We start from the raw sequence: 13,981 nt of genomic DNA, 5'->3' as shown, positions 1-13,981 counted from the left end.
GCGGCTGCGCGGGGCCGTGCTGAGCAAGGTGGACCTGCGCGGGGCCGCCCGGCTCGGGCTGGCGGACGGCCACCGGGGGCTGCGCGGGGCGGTCGCTACTGCCGTCCGGGCGGGCCTACTTGGGCACCTCGGCGACCGCGCGCAGGTCGCGGGTGTCGGCGGCGAGCTTGTCGACGTCGGGCTGGGTGCCGTCGTCGGAGCCCTTGAGCACCATGACGACGGTGCTCTTGTCGGCCCAGGCGCAGAGCGACAGCTTCGTCTCGCCGTTCTGCGAGGTGGCGCAGTCCATCTGGCCGCCCTTGGGGCCCGGGTCCACCGAGTGCCGGCCGCTGATCGTGCCGCCCGCGCCGGAGAAGCCGGCGAACATCTGGTCCAGCTCCTGCTTGGGCAGCAGCACCTTGCCGTAGACGCCGACCGCGATCAGCTGCGGGGTGGAGTCCGAGTCCTGGTACACCCCGGCGACGCCGGTGGGCTTCCAGTTGCCGTCGCCCTGGCCGATCTTGGAGGTCAGCTCGTCCTGCAGCTTCCCGGTCACCGCCGGGTCGTCGTTGGCCTTGAGGTCCTTGAAGGTCGCCGGCATCACGAGCTTCTGGGTGCCCGTGCCGCTGGTCACGTTCCAGGCGAGGTAGCCGAACACGCCGATCAGGACGACCAGCACGGCGCCGACGGTGCCGAGCACGATCCACAGCGTGCGGCGCGACTTGCGCGGCGGCACCGGCGCGTACCCGCCGTAACCGGGGTAGGCCCCGGGCGCGCCCTCCGGGTAGCCCGGGTAACCCGGGTGGCCGCCGGCCTCCGGCCCGCCGGGTGCGGGGTAGCCGGGCGGCGGGGCCTGCGGCGGGACGCCGCCGTAGCCGGGGGCGGCCGGCGGCGGCGTCGCCGGGTACCCGGGCTGCGGCGGGGGCCCGTACGGGTTCTGGTCGGACATGCGGGGCCCTTTCTGGGACGTCGCGCGAGGAGACCGCCGGGGGTGCCGGCGGTGCGGTGCTGCTGCGGTGGTGCTGCTGCCGTGCTGCTGCTGTGCTGCTGCTACGGGGAGGCCTGGCGGGGGTTCAGGGTCAGCGGGCGACCTTCATGGCGTCGCGGATGGTGCGGGTCTTCGCCGCGGCCTGGTCGGCGGTGAGGCCCGAGTCGCTGCCGCCCGTGCCGCCGGTGGTGCTCAGGCTGAGGTGGCTGAAGGTGACCCGGCCGTAGGTGGACTTGTCCGCCCAGACGCAGACCGTCGGGCCGGGCTTGCCCATGATGCTGGCGACGCCGCAGCTGAGCTTGCCGTCGGAGGCGTGGCCGTCCTTGGCGGGGAAGTCGGTCATCGGGGTGGACCAGGTCAGGCCGCCGCTCTCCTTCTTGGAGTCGGCGATGATCTGCGCGGGGTCGTTGAGGGAGCCGTAGATGCCGAGGATCGACAGCGAGTCCATGTTCTTGACGTCGGCGCCCTTGCTGTAGCTGGCCCCCAGCCCGTGCAGGTCGGTGCCGATCTTGGCGACCTCGGGCTTGCTCATGTCGGCGGCCTCCTCCTTCGCCGACTTCTGGACGTAGCCGTCGAGCAGCGTCTGCGGCGCGCTGAGCTTGTACTGGCCGCCCGAGTCGCTGCCGGCGCCGAGGAACTTCCAGGCGGCGAAGCCGCCGCCGCCGAGCGCCAGGGCGCCGATGACGAGGCCGACCACCAGGCCGCCCTTGCCCTTGCGCGGCGGCGCCGGGTAGCCCGGCTGGCCGTACGGGCCCTGCGGGGGCACGCCGTACTGCGGCTGGGGGGCGCCGTAGGGCTGCTGCGGCGGGTACCCGTACTGGGGCTGCGGGGCGCCGTAGGGCTGCTGTGGCGGCGGCGCGCCGTAGGGCTGGCCGCCGTAGGGCTGGCCCTGCGGCGGCGGATACTGCTGTCCCTGTCCCTGGCCGTACATGTGTCCTCGTGCTCCCCCGCCGCACCCGCGGCCGATCCTCGTATGGGTATGTCCGTGCACGCCCGGTCACCCGGACGAGTGCCCGGGCACGCTACCGCACGGCACCGGCGGCGGGAGCGCCCGGACCGGCCGAGTCCGCGGACCGAAAGCGGTTCGTAACCAGCGCCCCCGGTTACGTAAACTGTGCGTCGTGACCGACACGACGAACCAGCGCCCCGTGAGCACCACCGGGGACGATGCGGCAACCCTCCCGACGACCTACACCCCCGCGGACGTAGAGGGCGAGCTGTACGAGCGCTGGGTGGAGCGTGGCTACTTCACCGCGGACGCGAAGAGCGACAAGCCCGCGTACACGATCGTCATCCCCCCGCCGAACGTCACCGGCGTCCTGCACCTGGGCCACGCCTTCCAGCACACGCTGATGGACGCGCTGACCCGCCGCAAGCGGATGCAGGGCTTCGAGACGCTCTGGCTGCCCGGCATGGACCACGCGGGCATCGCGACCCAGAACAAGGTCGAGCAGCAGCTCGCCGAGGCCGGCCTCTCCCGCCACGACCTGGGCCGCGAGGCCTTCGTCGAGAAGGTCTGGGAGTGGAAGAAGAGCTACGGCGGCCGCATCCTCGGCCAGATGCGGCGCCTCGGTGACGGCGTGGACTGGTCGCGCGAGCGCTTCACCATGGACGAGGGCCTGTCCCAGGCCGTCCAGACCATCTTCAAGCGCCTGTTCGACGACGGCCTGATCTACCGCGCCGAGCGCATCATCAACTGGTGCCCGCGCTGCCTCACCGCGCTGTCCGACATCGAGGTGGAGCACGAGGACACGCCGGGCGAGCTGGTCTCGATCCGCTACGGCGACGGTGACGACTCGATCGTCGTCGCCACCACCCGGGCCGAGACGATGCTGGGCGACACCGCGGTGGCCGTCCACCCGGACGACGAGCGCTACAAGCACCTGATCGGCCGGACCATCAAGCTGCCGCTGACCGACCGGGAGATCCCGGTCGTCGCCGACGAGCACGTCGACCCGGAGTTCGGCACCGGCGCCGTCAAGGTGACGCCCGCGCACGACCCGAACGACTTCGCCATCGGCCAGCGCCACGACCTGCCGAACCTGACGGTGATGGACGAGCGCGGTGCGATCACCGTGCACGGCCCCTTCCTCGGCCTGGACCGGATGGAGGCCCGTTCGGCCGTCGTCGGCGCGCTGCGCGAGCAGGGCCGGATCGTCGCCGAGAAGCGCCCGTACATGCACGCCGTCGGCCACTGCTCGCGCTGCCACACCGTGGTCGAGCCGCGGCTGTCGCTGCAGTGGTGGGTCAAGGTCGAGCCGCTGGCCAAGGCCGCCGGCGACGCCGTCCGCGACGGCAAGGTGGAGATCCACCCGAAGGAGCTGGAGCGCCGCTACTTCGACTGGGTCGACAACATGTACGACTGGTGCATCTCGCGCCAGCTCTGGTGGGGCCACCGGATCCCGGTCTGGTACGGCCCCGAGGGCGAGGTCGTCTGCGTCGGACCGGACGAGCAGCCGCCGACCGGCGAGGGCTGGCACCAGGACCCGGACGTCCTGGACACCTGGTTCTCCTCCGGCCTGTGGCCGTTCTCCACGCTGGGCTGGCCGGAGAAGACCGCCGACCTGGAGAAGTTCTACCCGACCGACGTCCTGGTGACGGGCCACGACATCATCTTCTTCTGGGTCGCCCGGATGATGATGTTCAGCCTGTACGCGATGGACGGCGAGGCGCCGTTCAAGACCGTCGCGCTGACCGGTCTGGTCCGCGACGAGTTCGGCAAGAAGATGTCGAAGTCCTCCGGCACCGCGGTGGACCCGCTGGACTGGATGGACGCCTACGGCGCCGACGCCGTCCGCTTCACCCTGGCCGGCGGCGCCAACCCGGGCGCCGACGTGCCGATCGGCGAGGACTGGGTCAAGGGCTCGCGCAACTTCTGCAACAAGATCTGGAACGCGACCCGCTTCGCGCTGATGAACGGCGCCACCACCGAGGGCCCGCTGCCGGCGCCCGAGGAGATGACCGCGGTCGACCGCTGGATCCTGTCGCGGCTGAACGCCACCGTCGCCAAGGTGGACGGGCTGTACGAGGACTACCAGTTCGCCAAGCTCTCGGACGCGCTGTACCACTTCGCCTGGGACGAGGTCTTCGACTGGTACGTCGAGCTCTCCAAGACCACCCTGGCCAAGGGCGGCCCGCAGGCGGACGCCTCGCGCCGGGTCCTGGGCGAGGTCCTGGACGTCACCCTGCGGCTGCTGCACCCGGTCGTCCCGTTCGTCACCGAGGCGCTGTGGACCACGCTCACCGGCGCCGAGTCGCTGGTCGTCGCCGAGTGGCCGAAGGACAGCGGCTACCGCGACGCGGCCGCCGAGTCGGAGGTCGCCACGCTGCAGCAGGTGGTCACCGAGGTCCGCCGGTTCCGCTCGGACCAGGGCCTGCAGCCCGCGCAGCGCGTCCCGGCCCAGCTGGAGCTGGCCGGCACCGTGCTGGCCGTCCACGAGGACGCGATCCGTTCGCTGCTGCGGCTGACCGTCCCCGAGGAGGGCTTCGCGGCCACCGCCTCGCTGCCGGTGGCCGGTGCCACCGTCGCGCTGGACCTCTCCGGCACCATCGACGTCGCGGCGGAGCGCAAGCGCCTCGCCAAGGACCTCGCGGCCGCCGAGAAGGAGAAGACCCAGACCACCGCCAAGCTCGGCAACGAGGCCTTCCTGGCCAAGGCGCCGGACGAGGTGGTCGCCAAGATCCGGGGCCGTCAGGAGGCCGCCGAGGCCGACATCGCCCGGATCACCGCCCAGCTCGCGGCGCTGCCGCAGGGCTGAGCCCGCACCGCCCCTCGGGGGCCGCATCCCGCGACGCGCGGGGTGCGGCCCCTCGGCGTTTTCCGGCGGGTCCGTTTGCGGCGCGTCCGCTTCCGGGGCGTACCTTCCGGCGCGTACCTCCCGGCGCGCTCGTGACGGCGCGCGATCGTTTGTGGCGCGCCGTTTCGCCGGGTCCGCCGAAACGGCCGCTACGCCTAATAGAGCAGCAACATTGCTCCCTTCCGGCGAATATTCATCCTGGACCGGGTGAGGTCCTATTCCGAGCGAATTGATTCCGGTCTTGCCCGCGCGCGTTCGCAGAAGTTTCCAGGTCGGATGTGTACGGTGTGCTCGAAGTTTCCGAAGGTGTTTCTGCTGAGCGTTCCTGCTGAGCGACGGACGGGAGGCATGGCGTGGTGGTGACCGAGGAGTTGGCCCAGGAACTGCCTGCCGAGGCGGTCGAGGAGGCCAAGGCCAGGGCGGCGACCCTGCTGCTCGCCTTCCGCCACGGCAACCAGCTCGCGTTCGACCACGAGTTGGACCTGCTGATGACGGAGAACGCCGAGCGGGAGGTGACCACCCTGCTCACCTGGATCGCCGCCGAGGCCGTCCGCAAGGCGTACGCCCCCGAGGTCGGCGACCGGGTGCTGCGGGCGATGGCCCGTCGGGCCCCGCAGGACAGCGCCGCCGTCCAGGTGGACGAGGAGAGCGCGAACGCGGCCCAGCTGATCGAGGCGGTCGCGGACGGCCGGGTGGCCGAGGTCCGCGGCCTGGTCGCGGCGACGGCGGACACCACCTTCCTGCTCGGCGGTCTGCTGCAGGGCGTCGCGATGATGCTGCCGCTGCTGCCCGAGGGTGAACTGGCCGAGATCACGGCCGAGTTGCGCCGTCGGCACGGCGGCTCCGCGCACGTCCCGGAGGCCCGGGCCGGGGTCTGACCCACCGATCCGGTTGTCAGGAGTCCCTACGCGGCCAGCGGGGCCGCCTGGACGGTGGCGCGGTCGGCGGCCCCGGCGACCTCGGCCAGGGCGTCCCCGGCCCCGGCGTCCTCGGCCCCGGCGTCCTCGGCCCCGGCGTCCGCGGCCAGGGCGGCGGTCAGCGCGGCGATCCGGGCCGAGGCGCGGCCGTCGCCGTACGGGCTCGGGGTGGCGGCCAGCCGGGCCAGCCGCTCGGGGGTGTCGGACAGCCAGCCGCGGGCCAGCTCGCCGAGCTCCTCGCCGGGCCGCACCAGCGCGGCGAAGCCGGCGTCGACGGCCTCCGGGCGCTCGGTGGAGCGGCGCACCACCAGCAGCGGACGGCCGAGTACGGTGCACTCCTCCTGTACGCCGCCGGAGTCGGAGACCAGCAGCGCCGCGTGGCTCGCCAGGCCCAGGAAGTCGCCGTAGCCGACCGGTTCGGTGACGGCCAGGCGCTCCAGCAGGGCGTCCAGGGCGAACCGCCCGACGGCGGCCCGGGTGCGCGGGTGCATCGGGAACAGCACCGGGGTGCCGGCCCGGGCGATCCGGTCCAGCTCGGCGAGCACGGCGCCGAGCGCCTCGGCGGTGTCGGTGTTCTCCGGGCGGTGCACGGTGGCCAGCACGTACCCGTCCGGGCGCAGCCCGTGCGCGGCGAGCAGCGCGGCGCGGGCGTCGGCGTCGGGCAGTTGACGGCGGACCACCTCGACGACGGTGTTGCCGGTGAGCTCGATCCGCCCCCGGTCGAGGGACTCGGCGCGCAGGTTGGCGACGTTGTCCTCGGTGGCGGCGCAGAGCAGGTCGGAGACGTGGTCGACCATCACCCGGTTGTGCTCCTCGGGCACCGCCCGGTCGTAGCTGCGCAGCCCGGCCTCGACGTGCACCAGCGGGATCTCCCGGGCGTTGGCGGCCAGCGCCCCGGCGAGGGTGGCGTTGGTGTCGCCCTGGACGACGACGGCGGCGGGGCGGTCCTCGGCGAAGGCGGCGTCCAGCTGGCCGAGGGACTGGGCGATCTGCCCGGCCCGGGGCCGGCCGCCGACGCCGGTGAGCAGCTCGGGCGCGGGCAGGTCGAGGTCGCGCAGGAAGCGGCCGGACATCGCCTCGTCCCAGTGCTGGCCGGTGTGCACCAGCCGGGTGGCGTCGCCGAGTTCGTGGATCAGCGGGGCGAGCTTGACCAGCTCGGGGCGGGTGCCGAGGACGACGGCGACGCTGTTCGGGGGCAGGCACATGCTCATGCGGGGCTCCGGGAGGACGGCGCGGGGGTGGGGAGGCGGCGCGGGGCGGGGGAGTGGGGGTTCAGGATTCGAGCGCGGTGGGGGCGCCGACGGCGACCTTCTCGGCGTTGCGCCGGGTCTTGGCCCAGCCGTTGCGGCCCAGCAGTAGTCGGACGGCGGCCCGGGCGGCGACCACGAAGAGGTGGTAGGCGTAGAGCCAGACCAGGACGCCCCAGAGCAGTCCGGTGAGCCGGCTGCGGTCCGGGTGGACGGCCCTGCGGTAGGCGAGGCCCCAGAACACCATCGGCAGGGTGGCGAGCACGAAGGCGAGCAGCATCCACGGGCCGAACCGGAGCTGGAACTCGATGGTCTCGGCGGGGAAGAGCACCAGCCCGGCGGCGGTGATGGCGAGCGAGAGCGGGAACAGCAGCACCAGCAGGACGCAGACCACCGGCTGGAGGAAGGTGTAGAGCACCTCGGCCTTGCCGCAGGCCCGGTAGTGCGGGGAGCGCAGCACCCGGCCGGTGTAGCGCAGGCACTGCATGTTGCCCTGGGCCCAGCGGGTGCGCTGGGTGAGGAAGCGGCGCAGGGAGATCAGGCCCTCCTGGGAGACCTGGGCCTCGGTGACGTGGGTGAGCCGCCAGCCGGCCAGGCGCAGGTCGAGGCCGGACTCGTAGTCCTCCAGGAGGGCGCGCTCGGGCCAGGGGCGGCCGGCCCGGCCCTCCTCGGCGGTGAGCGAGTCGAGGGCGGTGAGCCGGACGAACTGGCCGTTGCCGCCGAGGCCGACGCTGCCGGTGCGGCGGCGCAGCAGCTGCATGCCGGCGTTGTTGGCCTGGAACTCGACGTCCTGCATCCGGACCAGGGTGCGGGCGAGGGCGTTGGCGGTGCGGCCGCGGCCGGGCAGCGGGCGTTCGTCGTCGGCGTTGCGCATCCGGACGCCGATCTGGACGGCGCCGGTGTCGGGGCGGCCGAGGGCCTTGGGGTTGCAGACCTGGCCGAGGGTGCCGGGGTCGAGCTGTCCGTCGGCGTCGACCACGCCGATGACCACCTCGGAGCGGTCGGTGGACTCGGGCAGCCAGGCGGAGATCTCGCGGTAGGCGGCGTTGAGCGCGGCGCCCTTGCCGATCCGGGCGTGCGGGCGGCGGCGCTGGACGAGGTGGATCCGCGGGTCGCGGGCCGCGGCGGCGAGGACGAGTTCGCGGGTGGCGTCCTCGCTGTCGTCGTCGATCACCCAGAGGTGGGCCTCGGGCGCGCTGGCCCGCAGGCCGTCCAGGGTCTGGGTGACCACGGCCTCCTCGTCGCGGCAGGGGATGACCAGGTGCCACTGGAGGGTGGCGGGGTCGCCGGGCGGGGAGGGGCGGTTGTGCCGGAAGGCGTGGCGGGAGCCGGCCCAGTACACGAGGAAGCGTCCGAAGACGAGGGCCAGGTAGCCGACGAGGGCCAGGGAGATCAGTCCGGCGAACCAGACGACGGCGTCCTGGCGGAGCACGATCCAGTCGTGCAGGGCGTCGGGCATGGCGCAGTGCTCCTCATGATCAAAGGCTGTCGGCTCCTATGGCTTGCGAATCGATGCTCCATTGCCGTCAAAACTCGCCAAATCGATAGTAAAGGGAGCAAACTCAAGAAGTAAGGCAAAGACGGGGCAAAGTGGCCGTTCTCACCCCGCCGCCCGCCGCGCCGCCGTCCCGTCGGCGCCGTACCCCTCGCCCTGTGGGGCCGGGCCGTCGCCGCTCCGTAGACTGTGGTCGTGAGCGACAAGGCCGACCCGAACCCGTACACCCTCCGCCCCTCCGACGACAGCACCGGCGACGCCCTGCGCGACGTCGAACTGGAGCTCTCCAAGCGCTGGCCGGAGAACAAGCTGGAGCCCTCGCTCGACCGGATCGAGGCGCTGATGGACATCCTGGGCCAGCCCCAGCGGTCCTTCCCCTCCATCCACATCACCGGCACCAACGGCAAGACCTCCACCGCCCGGATGATCGAGCAGCTGCTCAACACCTTCGAGCTGCGCACCGGCCGCTACACCAGCCCGCACGTGGAGAGCGTCACCGAGCGGATCACCCTGGACGGCCTCCCGATCAGCCCGGAGCGCTTCGTCGAGGTCTACCGCGACATCGAGCCCTACGTGCAGATGGTCGACGCCGCCCAGCCCGTCCCGATGTCCTTCTTCGAGGTGCTCACCGGCATGGCCTACGCGGCCTTCGCCGACGCGCCGGTGGACGTCGGGGTGGTCGAGGTCGGCATGGGCGGCTCCTGGGACGCCACCAACGTCATCGACTCCGCCGTGGCCGTGATCACCCCGATCGGGCTGGACCACACCGACAAGCTCGGCAACACCACCGGCGAGATCGCGGTCGAGAAGTCCGGGATCATCAAGTCCGGTGCCGTCGCCGTGGTCGCCCAGCAGCAGCTGGACGCCGCCCAGGTCATCCTGCGCCGGGCCGTCGAGGTGGACGCCACGGTCGCCCGCGAGGGCCTGGAGTTCGGCGTGATCCGCCGTGAGCTCGCCGTCGGCGGCCAGCTGGTGACGCTGCGCGGGCTCGGCGGCGAGGAGTACGAGGACGTCTTCCTCCCGCTGCACGGCGAGTACCAGGCGCACAACGCGGCGCTGGCGCTGGCCGCGGTCGAGGCCTTCTTCGGCGTCGGCGGCGCCCGCGGCGGTCAGCTGGACGTCGACAAGGTCCGCCAGGGCTTCTCCGGCGTGTCCTCGCCGGGCCGCCTGGAGATCGTCCGCCGCAGCCCCACGATCATCCTGGACGCCGCGCACAACCCGCACGGCGCCCGGGCCACCGTCGCCGCGATCTCCGAGTCCTTCGGCTTCACCCGCCTGGTCGGCGTGATCGGGACCTCGGGGGACAAGGACGTGGCCGGCGTGCTGGAGGCCTTCGAGCCGATCCTGGCCGAGGTCGTCATCACCCAGAACTCCACCCACCGCGCCATGGACGTGGACGCCCTCGCGGCCCTGGCCGTGGAGATCTTCGGCGACGACCGCGTCCAGGTCGAGCCCCGGCTCGACGACGCCATCGCCGCGGCCGTCACCCTGGCCGAGGAGGAGGGCGACCTCGGCGGCGCCGGGGTGCTGGTCACCGGTTCGGTCATCACGGTGGGCGAGGCCCGCCTGCTGCTCGGGAGGAAGTGACATGAGGACGCTCTGCTCCTCGACGCTGATCGGCGAAGCGCTCCTGATCATGTTCGCGGCGCTGGTCGCGATGCAGCTCTCCAGCGTCTCGACGGCCACCGTGTGGATCGTCAGCGGCATCGCGATGGCGCTGTGCATCGCGCTCTGCGGCATGATCAACCGCCCCGGCGCGGTGCAGATCGGCTGGGCGCTGCAGATCGGCCTGATCGCCAGCGGCTTCGTCCTGCCGACCATGTTCGGCCTCGGCGTGGTCTTCGCCGGCCTGTGGTGGTGCTCGGTGCACTACGGCCGCAAGGTCGACGAGTTCAAGGCCGCCCGCGCCGCCGCCGAGGCCCAGGCCGCCTGACCCCGGTCGGGGGTCCAGGCCGTGTGACCCCGGTCGGGGGCGCGACCGACCGGTCGTTCACGCAAGGTAACCTCTGCCCCGTACCGCATGTCGTACCAGATCACCAGGAGACGCACCGTGTCCCAGCGCACTCTCGTCCTGCTCAAGCCCGACGCCGTCCGCCGCGGCCTGGCGGGCGAGATCATCAGCCGCATCGAGCGCAAGGCCGGCTGGCGGCTGACCGCGGTCGAGCTGCGCACCTTCGACCGGGAGACCCTGGAGACGCACTACGCCGAGCACGTCGGCCGCCCGTTCTACGAGCCGCTGCTGGAGTTCATGACCTCCGGCCCGTCGATCGCGATGATCGTCGAGGGCGAGGAGGTCGTGAAGGGCATCCGGATGCTGGCCGGCGCCACCAACCCGCTGGAGGCCGGCTCCGGCACCATCCGCGGCGACTACGCGACGATCACCCGCGAGAACCTGATCCACGCCTCCGACTCCCCGGAGTCCGCCGAGCGCGAGATCAAGATCTTCTTCCCCGCGCACGCCTGATCCGGCGGGCGGCACGCCCGGCAGGACCTTCGCACCGCCCCGGTCGGGACCATTGGCCCGGCCGGGGCATTCTTATCGTGAAATAGGGAACTGGGAACGCCGACACGGCGTCCCAATGCTCGGAGAAGCGATCACGCTCCGGACAATGGACGGTATGCCCCGCGTCGATGTCCGTGCCGTGCGGCGTGACTACGATGGACGCGACTCAAGGGCCCGGTACGGCAGCTCAGCTGGTCTCCGCCCAAGCGTGGGCGCGCATCCGTCCACCCTCAAGAACTCCGAGCCCGGGAAGGCACCCACACCCCATGGCGAGCAACCTGTCGTTCATCGGCCGCGACTTGGCGATCGACCTCGGAACAGCCAACACGCTGGTGTACGTCAGGGGCAAGGGGATCGTCCTCAACGAGCCGTCCGTCGTCGCGGTCAACACCAACACCGGCGGCATCCTGGCGGTCGGCGCCGAGGCCAAGAAGATGATCGGCCGCACGCCCGGCAACATCGTCGCCATCCGCCCGCTCAAGGACGGCGTGATCGCCGACTTCGAGATCACCGAGCGGATGCTGCGCTACTTCATCCTCAAGATCCACCGCCGCCGCTACCTGGCCCGCCCGCGGGTCGTGGTCTGCGTGCCCTCCGGCATCACCGGCGTCGAGCGCCGCGCCGTCATCGAGGCCTCCTCGCAGGCCGGCGCCCGCCAGGTCCACATCATCGAGGAGCCGATGGCCGCCGCGATCGGCGCCGGCCTGCCCGTCCACGAGGCCACCGGCAACATGGTCGTCGACATCGGCGGTGGCACCACCGAGGTCGCCGTCATCTCCCTCGGCGGCATCGTCACCGCCCAGTCCATCCGGGTGGCCGGCGACGAGCTGGACAACGCGATCGTCCAGCACATCAAGAAGGAGTACTCGCTCCTCCTCGGCGAGCGCAGCGCCGAACAGATCAAGATGAGCATCGGCAGCGCCTTCGGCCTGGAGGGCGAGAAGGACGAGCACGCCGAGATCCGCGGCCGCGACCTGGTCAGCGGCCTGCCCAAGACCGTCGTCATCTCCGCCGCCGAGGTCCGCGCCGCCATCGACGAGCCGGTCAACTCGATCATCGACGCGGTCAAGACCACCCTCGACCAGTGCCCGCCCGAACTGGCCGGCGACGTCATGGACCGCGGCATCGTGCTCACCGGCGGCGGCGCCCTGCTGCGCGGCCTGGACGAGCGGCTGCGCCGCGAGACCGGCATGCCGATCCACATCGCCGAGAACCCGCTCGACTCCGTCGCGCTCGGCTCCGGCAAGTGCGTCGAGGAGTTCGAGGCGCTCCAGCAGGTACTGGACGCCTCTCCGCGCCGTTAGCACCACGACGACCATTCCGAGACTCAACTGAACGGGCCGCCGCCCGGGCCCCACAGCCCCGGGCGGCCGCCAGGTACGAAGGGGCAGTACCAGCACCGTGAGGGACACACGAGAGAGCCGGCTGCTGCTCATCCTGCTGGTGGCCGTCGCCTTCGCGCTCATCACCGTGGACATCAAGGGCGGTGAGGACTCCCCGCTCGGCCCGGCCCGGCACGCCGCCGCGAAGGTCCTCGGCCCGGTCGAGCGCGGCGCCGCCACCGTCGTGGACCCGGTCGCGAACACCGTCCGCGCCTTCCGCGACGCCGCCACCGACAGCGGCCGCACCGACCAGCTCGCCCGCGAGAACACCGAACTGCGGCAGAAGCTCGCCTCCTCCGACATGGCCACCGGGCGCACCAAACAGCTGGACGACCTGCTGCGCACCGCCGGCGCCGGCGGCTACACCGTCAAGGCCGCCCAGGTCATCGCGATCGGCCCGGCCCAGGGCTTCTCCTGGACCATCACCGTCGACGCCGGCAGCGACGACGGCCTCACCCGCGACATGACCGTCATCAACGGCCAGGGCCTGGTCGGCCGGATCACCACCGTCGGCCCGACCACCGCCACCGTGCTGCTCGCCTCCGACCCCGGCTTCTCGGCCGGCACCCGGCTGGAGGGCAGCGGCGAGATCGGCTTCGCCTCCGGCGGCGGCGACAGCCCGATGAAGGTCTCCCTGCTCAACGGGAAGGCCCAGGTCAAGACCGGCGACCGGCTGGTCACCTTCGGCTCGCAGAGCGGCCGCCCGTTCGTGCCCGGCGTCCCGGTCGGCAAGGTCGTCGAGGTCCAGGCCAACGCCGGACAGCTGACCAAGACCGTCCTGGTCGAGCCCTTCGTCCAGTTCACCCGGCTGGACCTGGTCGGCGTGGTCGTGGTGCCCCCGCGCACCGACCCGCGCGACGCCGTGCTGCCGCCCGCCCCCACCCCGGGGCAGAGCCAGGCCCCGGCCGCGCCCGCCCAGCCGCAGGCCTCCGCGCCCGCCGCCCCGCCCGCCAAGCCCACTGGGGGGAACTGAGCCATGCGCCTCGCCCGCATCCCCGTCTCCGCCGTCCTGATCCTGCTCGGCCTGATCCTCCAGGTCAGCGTCCTCGGCCGGCTCCAGCTCCCGGGAGCCACCCCGGACATACTGCTGCTCGTCGTGGTCGGCCTGGCCATGGTCTACGGGCCGACCGGCGGCTGCCTGGTCGGCTTCTCGGCCGGCCTGCTGGCCGACCTCGCACCGCCCTCCGACCACGCGATCGGCCGCTACGCCCTGGTGCTCTGCCTGATGGGCTACGCCGCCGGGTTGCTGCGCCCCGAGCACGGCCGCCAGCGCTCCGTCTCCAGCGCGCTGCTGGTGGTCGGCGCCGCGGCGATCGCCTCCACCCTGCTGTACGCGATGGTCGGCGCCCTGGTCGGCGACACCGCGGCCCGGCACGTCGGCCTCGGCGGCCTGGTGATCAGCGCCCTGCTGTACGACCTGCTGCTGGCCCCGTTCGTGGTGCCGCTGGTGATGCTGTTCGGCCGCCGCTTCGGCCGCGACCCGGTGTCCGCCGCCAGCGACGACGACGAGGGCGGCCCGGGCCTGGGCACGCTGGCCCGCTACCGCACCACCCGCGAGGTCTCCAGCGGCCCGTCGTACAAGAAGCGGCGCGTGCCCGGCTTTGCCCGACGCCCGTAGCCGGCCGGTCCAGGCCCGCCCCCAGACCTCCTGACCCTCCCGCACCCCTGGAGCG

General features: G+C 72.5%; 12 protein-coding genes. 8 read left to right on the top strand and 4 right to left on the bottom strand.

Annotated features, from left to right (window positions below; all coding sequences use genetic code 11):
- Positions 1 to 115: 115 nt before the first annotated feature.
- On the bottom strand, positions 116 to 928 hold the full coding sequence (locus AB0F71_RS06210) for a hypothetical protein (protein ID WP_360228927.1): 813 nt from the start codon (positions 926 to 928) through the stop codon (positions 116 to 118).
- A 130-nt stretch (positions 929 to 1,058) separates the two neighbouring features.
- Positions 1,059 to 1,898: a hypothetical protein gene (locus AB0F71_RS06205; RefSeq protein WP_360228924.1), complete on the bottom strand. Its 840-nt coding sequence runs from the start codon at positions 1,896 to 1,898 to the stop codon at positions 1,059 to 1,061.
- Between the two features lie 190 nt (positions 1,899 to 2,088).
- On the opposite strand from AB0F71_RS06205, the gene AB0F71_RS06200 reads away from it, so the two are divergent.
- Positions 2,089 to 4,725, top strand: a complete 2,637-nt coding sequence (locus AB0F71_RS06200) for a valine--tRNA ligase (RefSeq protein ID WP_360228921.1) — start codon at positions 2,089 to 2,091, stop codon at positions 4,723 to 4,725.
- 392 nt (positions 4,726 to 5,117) lie between these two features.
- On the top strand, positions 5,118 to 5,642 hold the full coding sequence (locus tag AB0F71_RS06195) for a hypothetical protein (protein ID WP_360228918.1): 525 nt from the start codon (positions 5,118 to 5,120) through the stop codon (positions 5,640 to 5,642).
- Positions 5,643 to 5,668: 26 nt separating this feature from the next.
- On the opposite strand, the gene wecB is transcribed toward AB0F71_RS06195, so the two are convergent.
- Together wecB and AB0F71_RS06185 are read right to left on the bottom strand one after the other, a co-directional pair.
- Entirely contained in the window at positions 5,669 to 6,892 is a 1,224-nt protein-coding gene (gene wecB, locus AB0F71_RS06190; RefSeq protein WP_360228915.1) for a UDP-N-acetylglucosamine 2-epimerase (non-hydrolyzing), read from the bottom strand.
- Between the two features lie 61 nt (positions 6,893 to 6,953).
- Positions 6,954 to 8,387 carry a glycosyltransferase family 2 protein gene (locus AB0F71_RS06185; protein WP_360228912.1) on the bottom strand — a complete coding sequence of 478 codons (1,434 nt, stop codon included), beginning with the start codon at positions 8,385 to 8,387 and terminating at the stop codon, positions 6,954 to 6,956.
- Positions 8,388 to 8,618: 231 nt separating this feature from the next.
- On the opposite strand from AB0F71_RS06185, the gene AB0F71_RS06180 reads away from it, so the two are divergent.
- From AB0F71_RS06180 to mreD, 6 genes are all read left to right on the top strand, one after another.
- On the top strand, positions 8,619 to 10,010 hold the full coding sequence (locus AB0F71_RS06180) for a folylpolyglutamate synthase/dihydrofolate synthase family protein (protein ID WP_360228909.1): 1,392 nt from the start codon (positions 8,619 to 8,621) through the stop codon (positions 10,008 to 10,010).
- Position 10,011: 1 nt separating this feature from the next.
- The gene (locus AB0F71_RS06175; protein ID WP_360228906.1) at positions 10,012 to 10,356 is read left to right on the top strand and encodes a DUF4233 domain-containing protein; all 345 of its coding nucleotides are present in this window, start codon (positions 10,012 to 10,014) and stop codon (positions 10,354 to 10,356) included.
- A gap of 117 nt (positions 10,357 to 10,473) precedes the next feature.
- A complete protein-coding gene (gene ndk / locus AB0F71_RS06170) occupies positions 10,474 to 10,887 on the top strand; it encodes a nucleoside-diphosphate kinase (protein ID WP_360228903.1) in 414 nt (137 codons plus the stop codon).
- A 317-nt stretch (positions 10,888 to 11,204) separates the two neighbouring features.
- Positions 11,205 to 12,230 carry a rod shape-determining protein gene (locus tag AB0F71_RS06165; protein WP_360228991.1) on the top strand — a complete coding sequence of 342 codons (1,026 nt, stop codon included), beginning with the start codon at positions 11,205 to 11,207 and terminating at the stop codon, positions 12,228 to 12,230.
- Positions 12,231 to 12,327: 97 nt separating this feature from the next.
- A complete protein-coding gene (gene mreC, locus AB0F71_RS06160) occupies positions 12,328 to 13,281 on the top strand; it encodes a rod shape-determining protein MreC (RefSeq protein WP_360228900.1) in 954 nt (317 codons plus the stop codon).
- 3 nt (positions 13,282 to 13,284) lie between these two features.
- On the top strand, positions 13,285 to 13,926 hold the full coding sequence (gene mreD, locus AB0F71_RS06155; RefSeq protein ID WP_360228897.1) for a rod shape-determining protein MreD: 642 nt from the start codon (positions 13,285 to 13,287) through the stop codon (positions 13,924 to 13,926).
- Positions 13,927 to 13,981 lie beyond the last annotated feature (55 nt).

This window comes from Kitasatospora sp. NPDC028055 (genome assembly GCF_040637885.1).
Taxonomy (GTDB): domain Bacteria; phylum Actinomycetota; class Actinomycetes; order Streptomycetales; family Streptomycetaceae; genus Kitasatospora.
Note: the sequence above shows the minus strand (reverse complement) of the source record. Positions and strands in the feature narration are given on the sequence as shown.

Coding starts and splice junctions, on each gene's coding strand:
- AB0F71_RS06210 (WP_360228927.1), bottom strand. CDS start 928: ATGTCCGACCAGAACCCGTACGGGCCCCCGCCGCAGCCCGGGTACCCG.
- AB0F71_RS06205 (WP_360228924.1), bottom strand. CDS start 1,898: ATGTACGGCCAGGGACAGGGACAGCAGTATCCGCCGCCGCAGGGCCAG.
- wecB (WP_360228915.1), bottom strand. CDS start 6,892: ATGAGCATGTGCCTGCCCCCGAACAGCGTCGCCGTCGTCCTCGGCACC.
- AB0F71_RS06185 (WP_360228912.1), bottom strand. CDS start 8,387: ATGCCCGACGCCCTGCACGACTGGATCGTGCTCCGCCAGGACGCCGTC.
- AB0F71_RS06175 (WP_360228906.1), top strand. CDS start 10,012: ATGAGGACGCTCTGCTCCTCGACGCTGATCGGCGAAGCGCTCCTGATC.
- mreD (WP_360228897.1), top strand. CDS start 13,285: ATGCGCCTCGCCCGCATCCCCGTCTCCGCCGTCCTGATCCTGCTCGGC.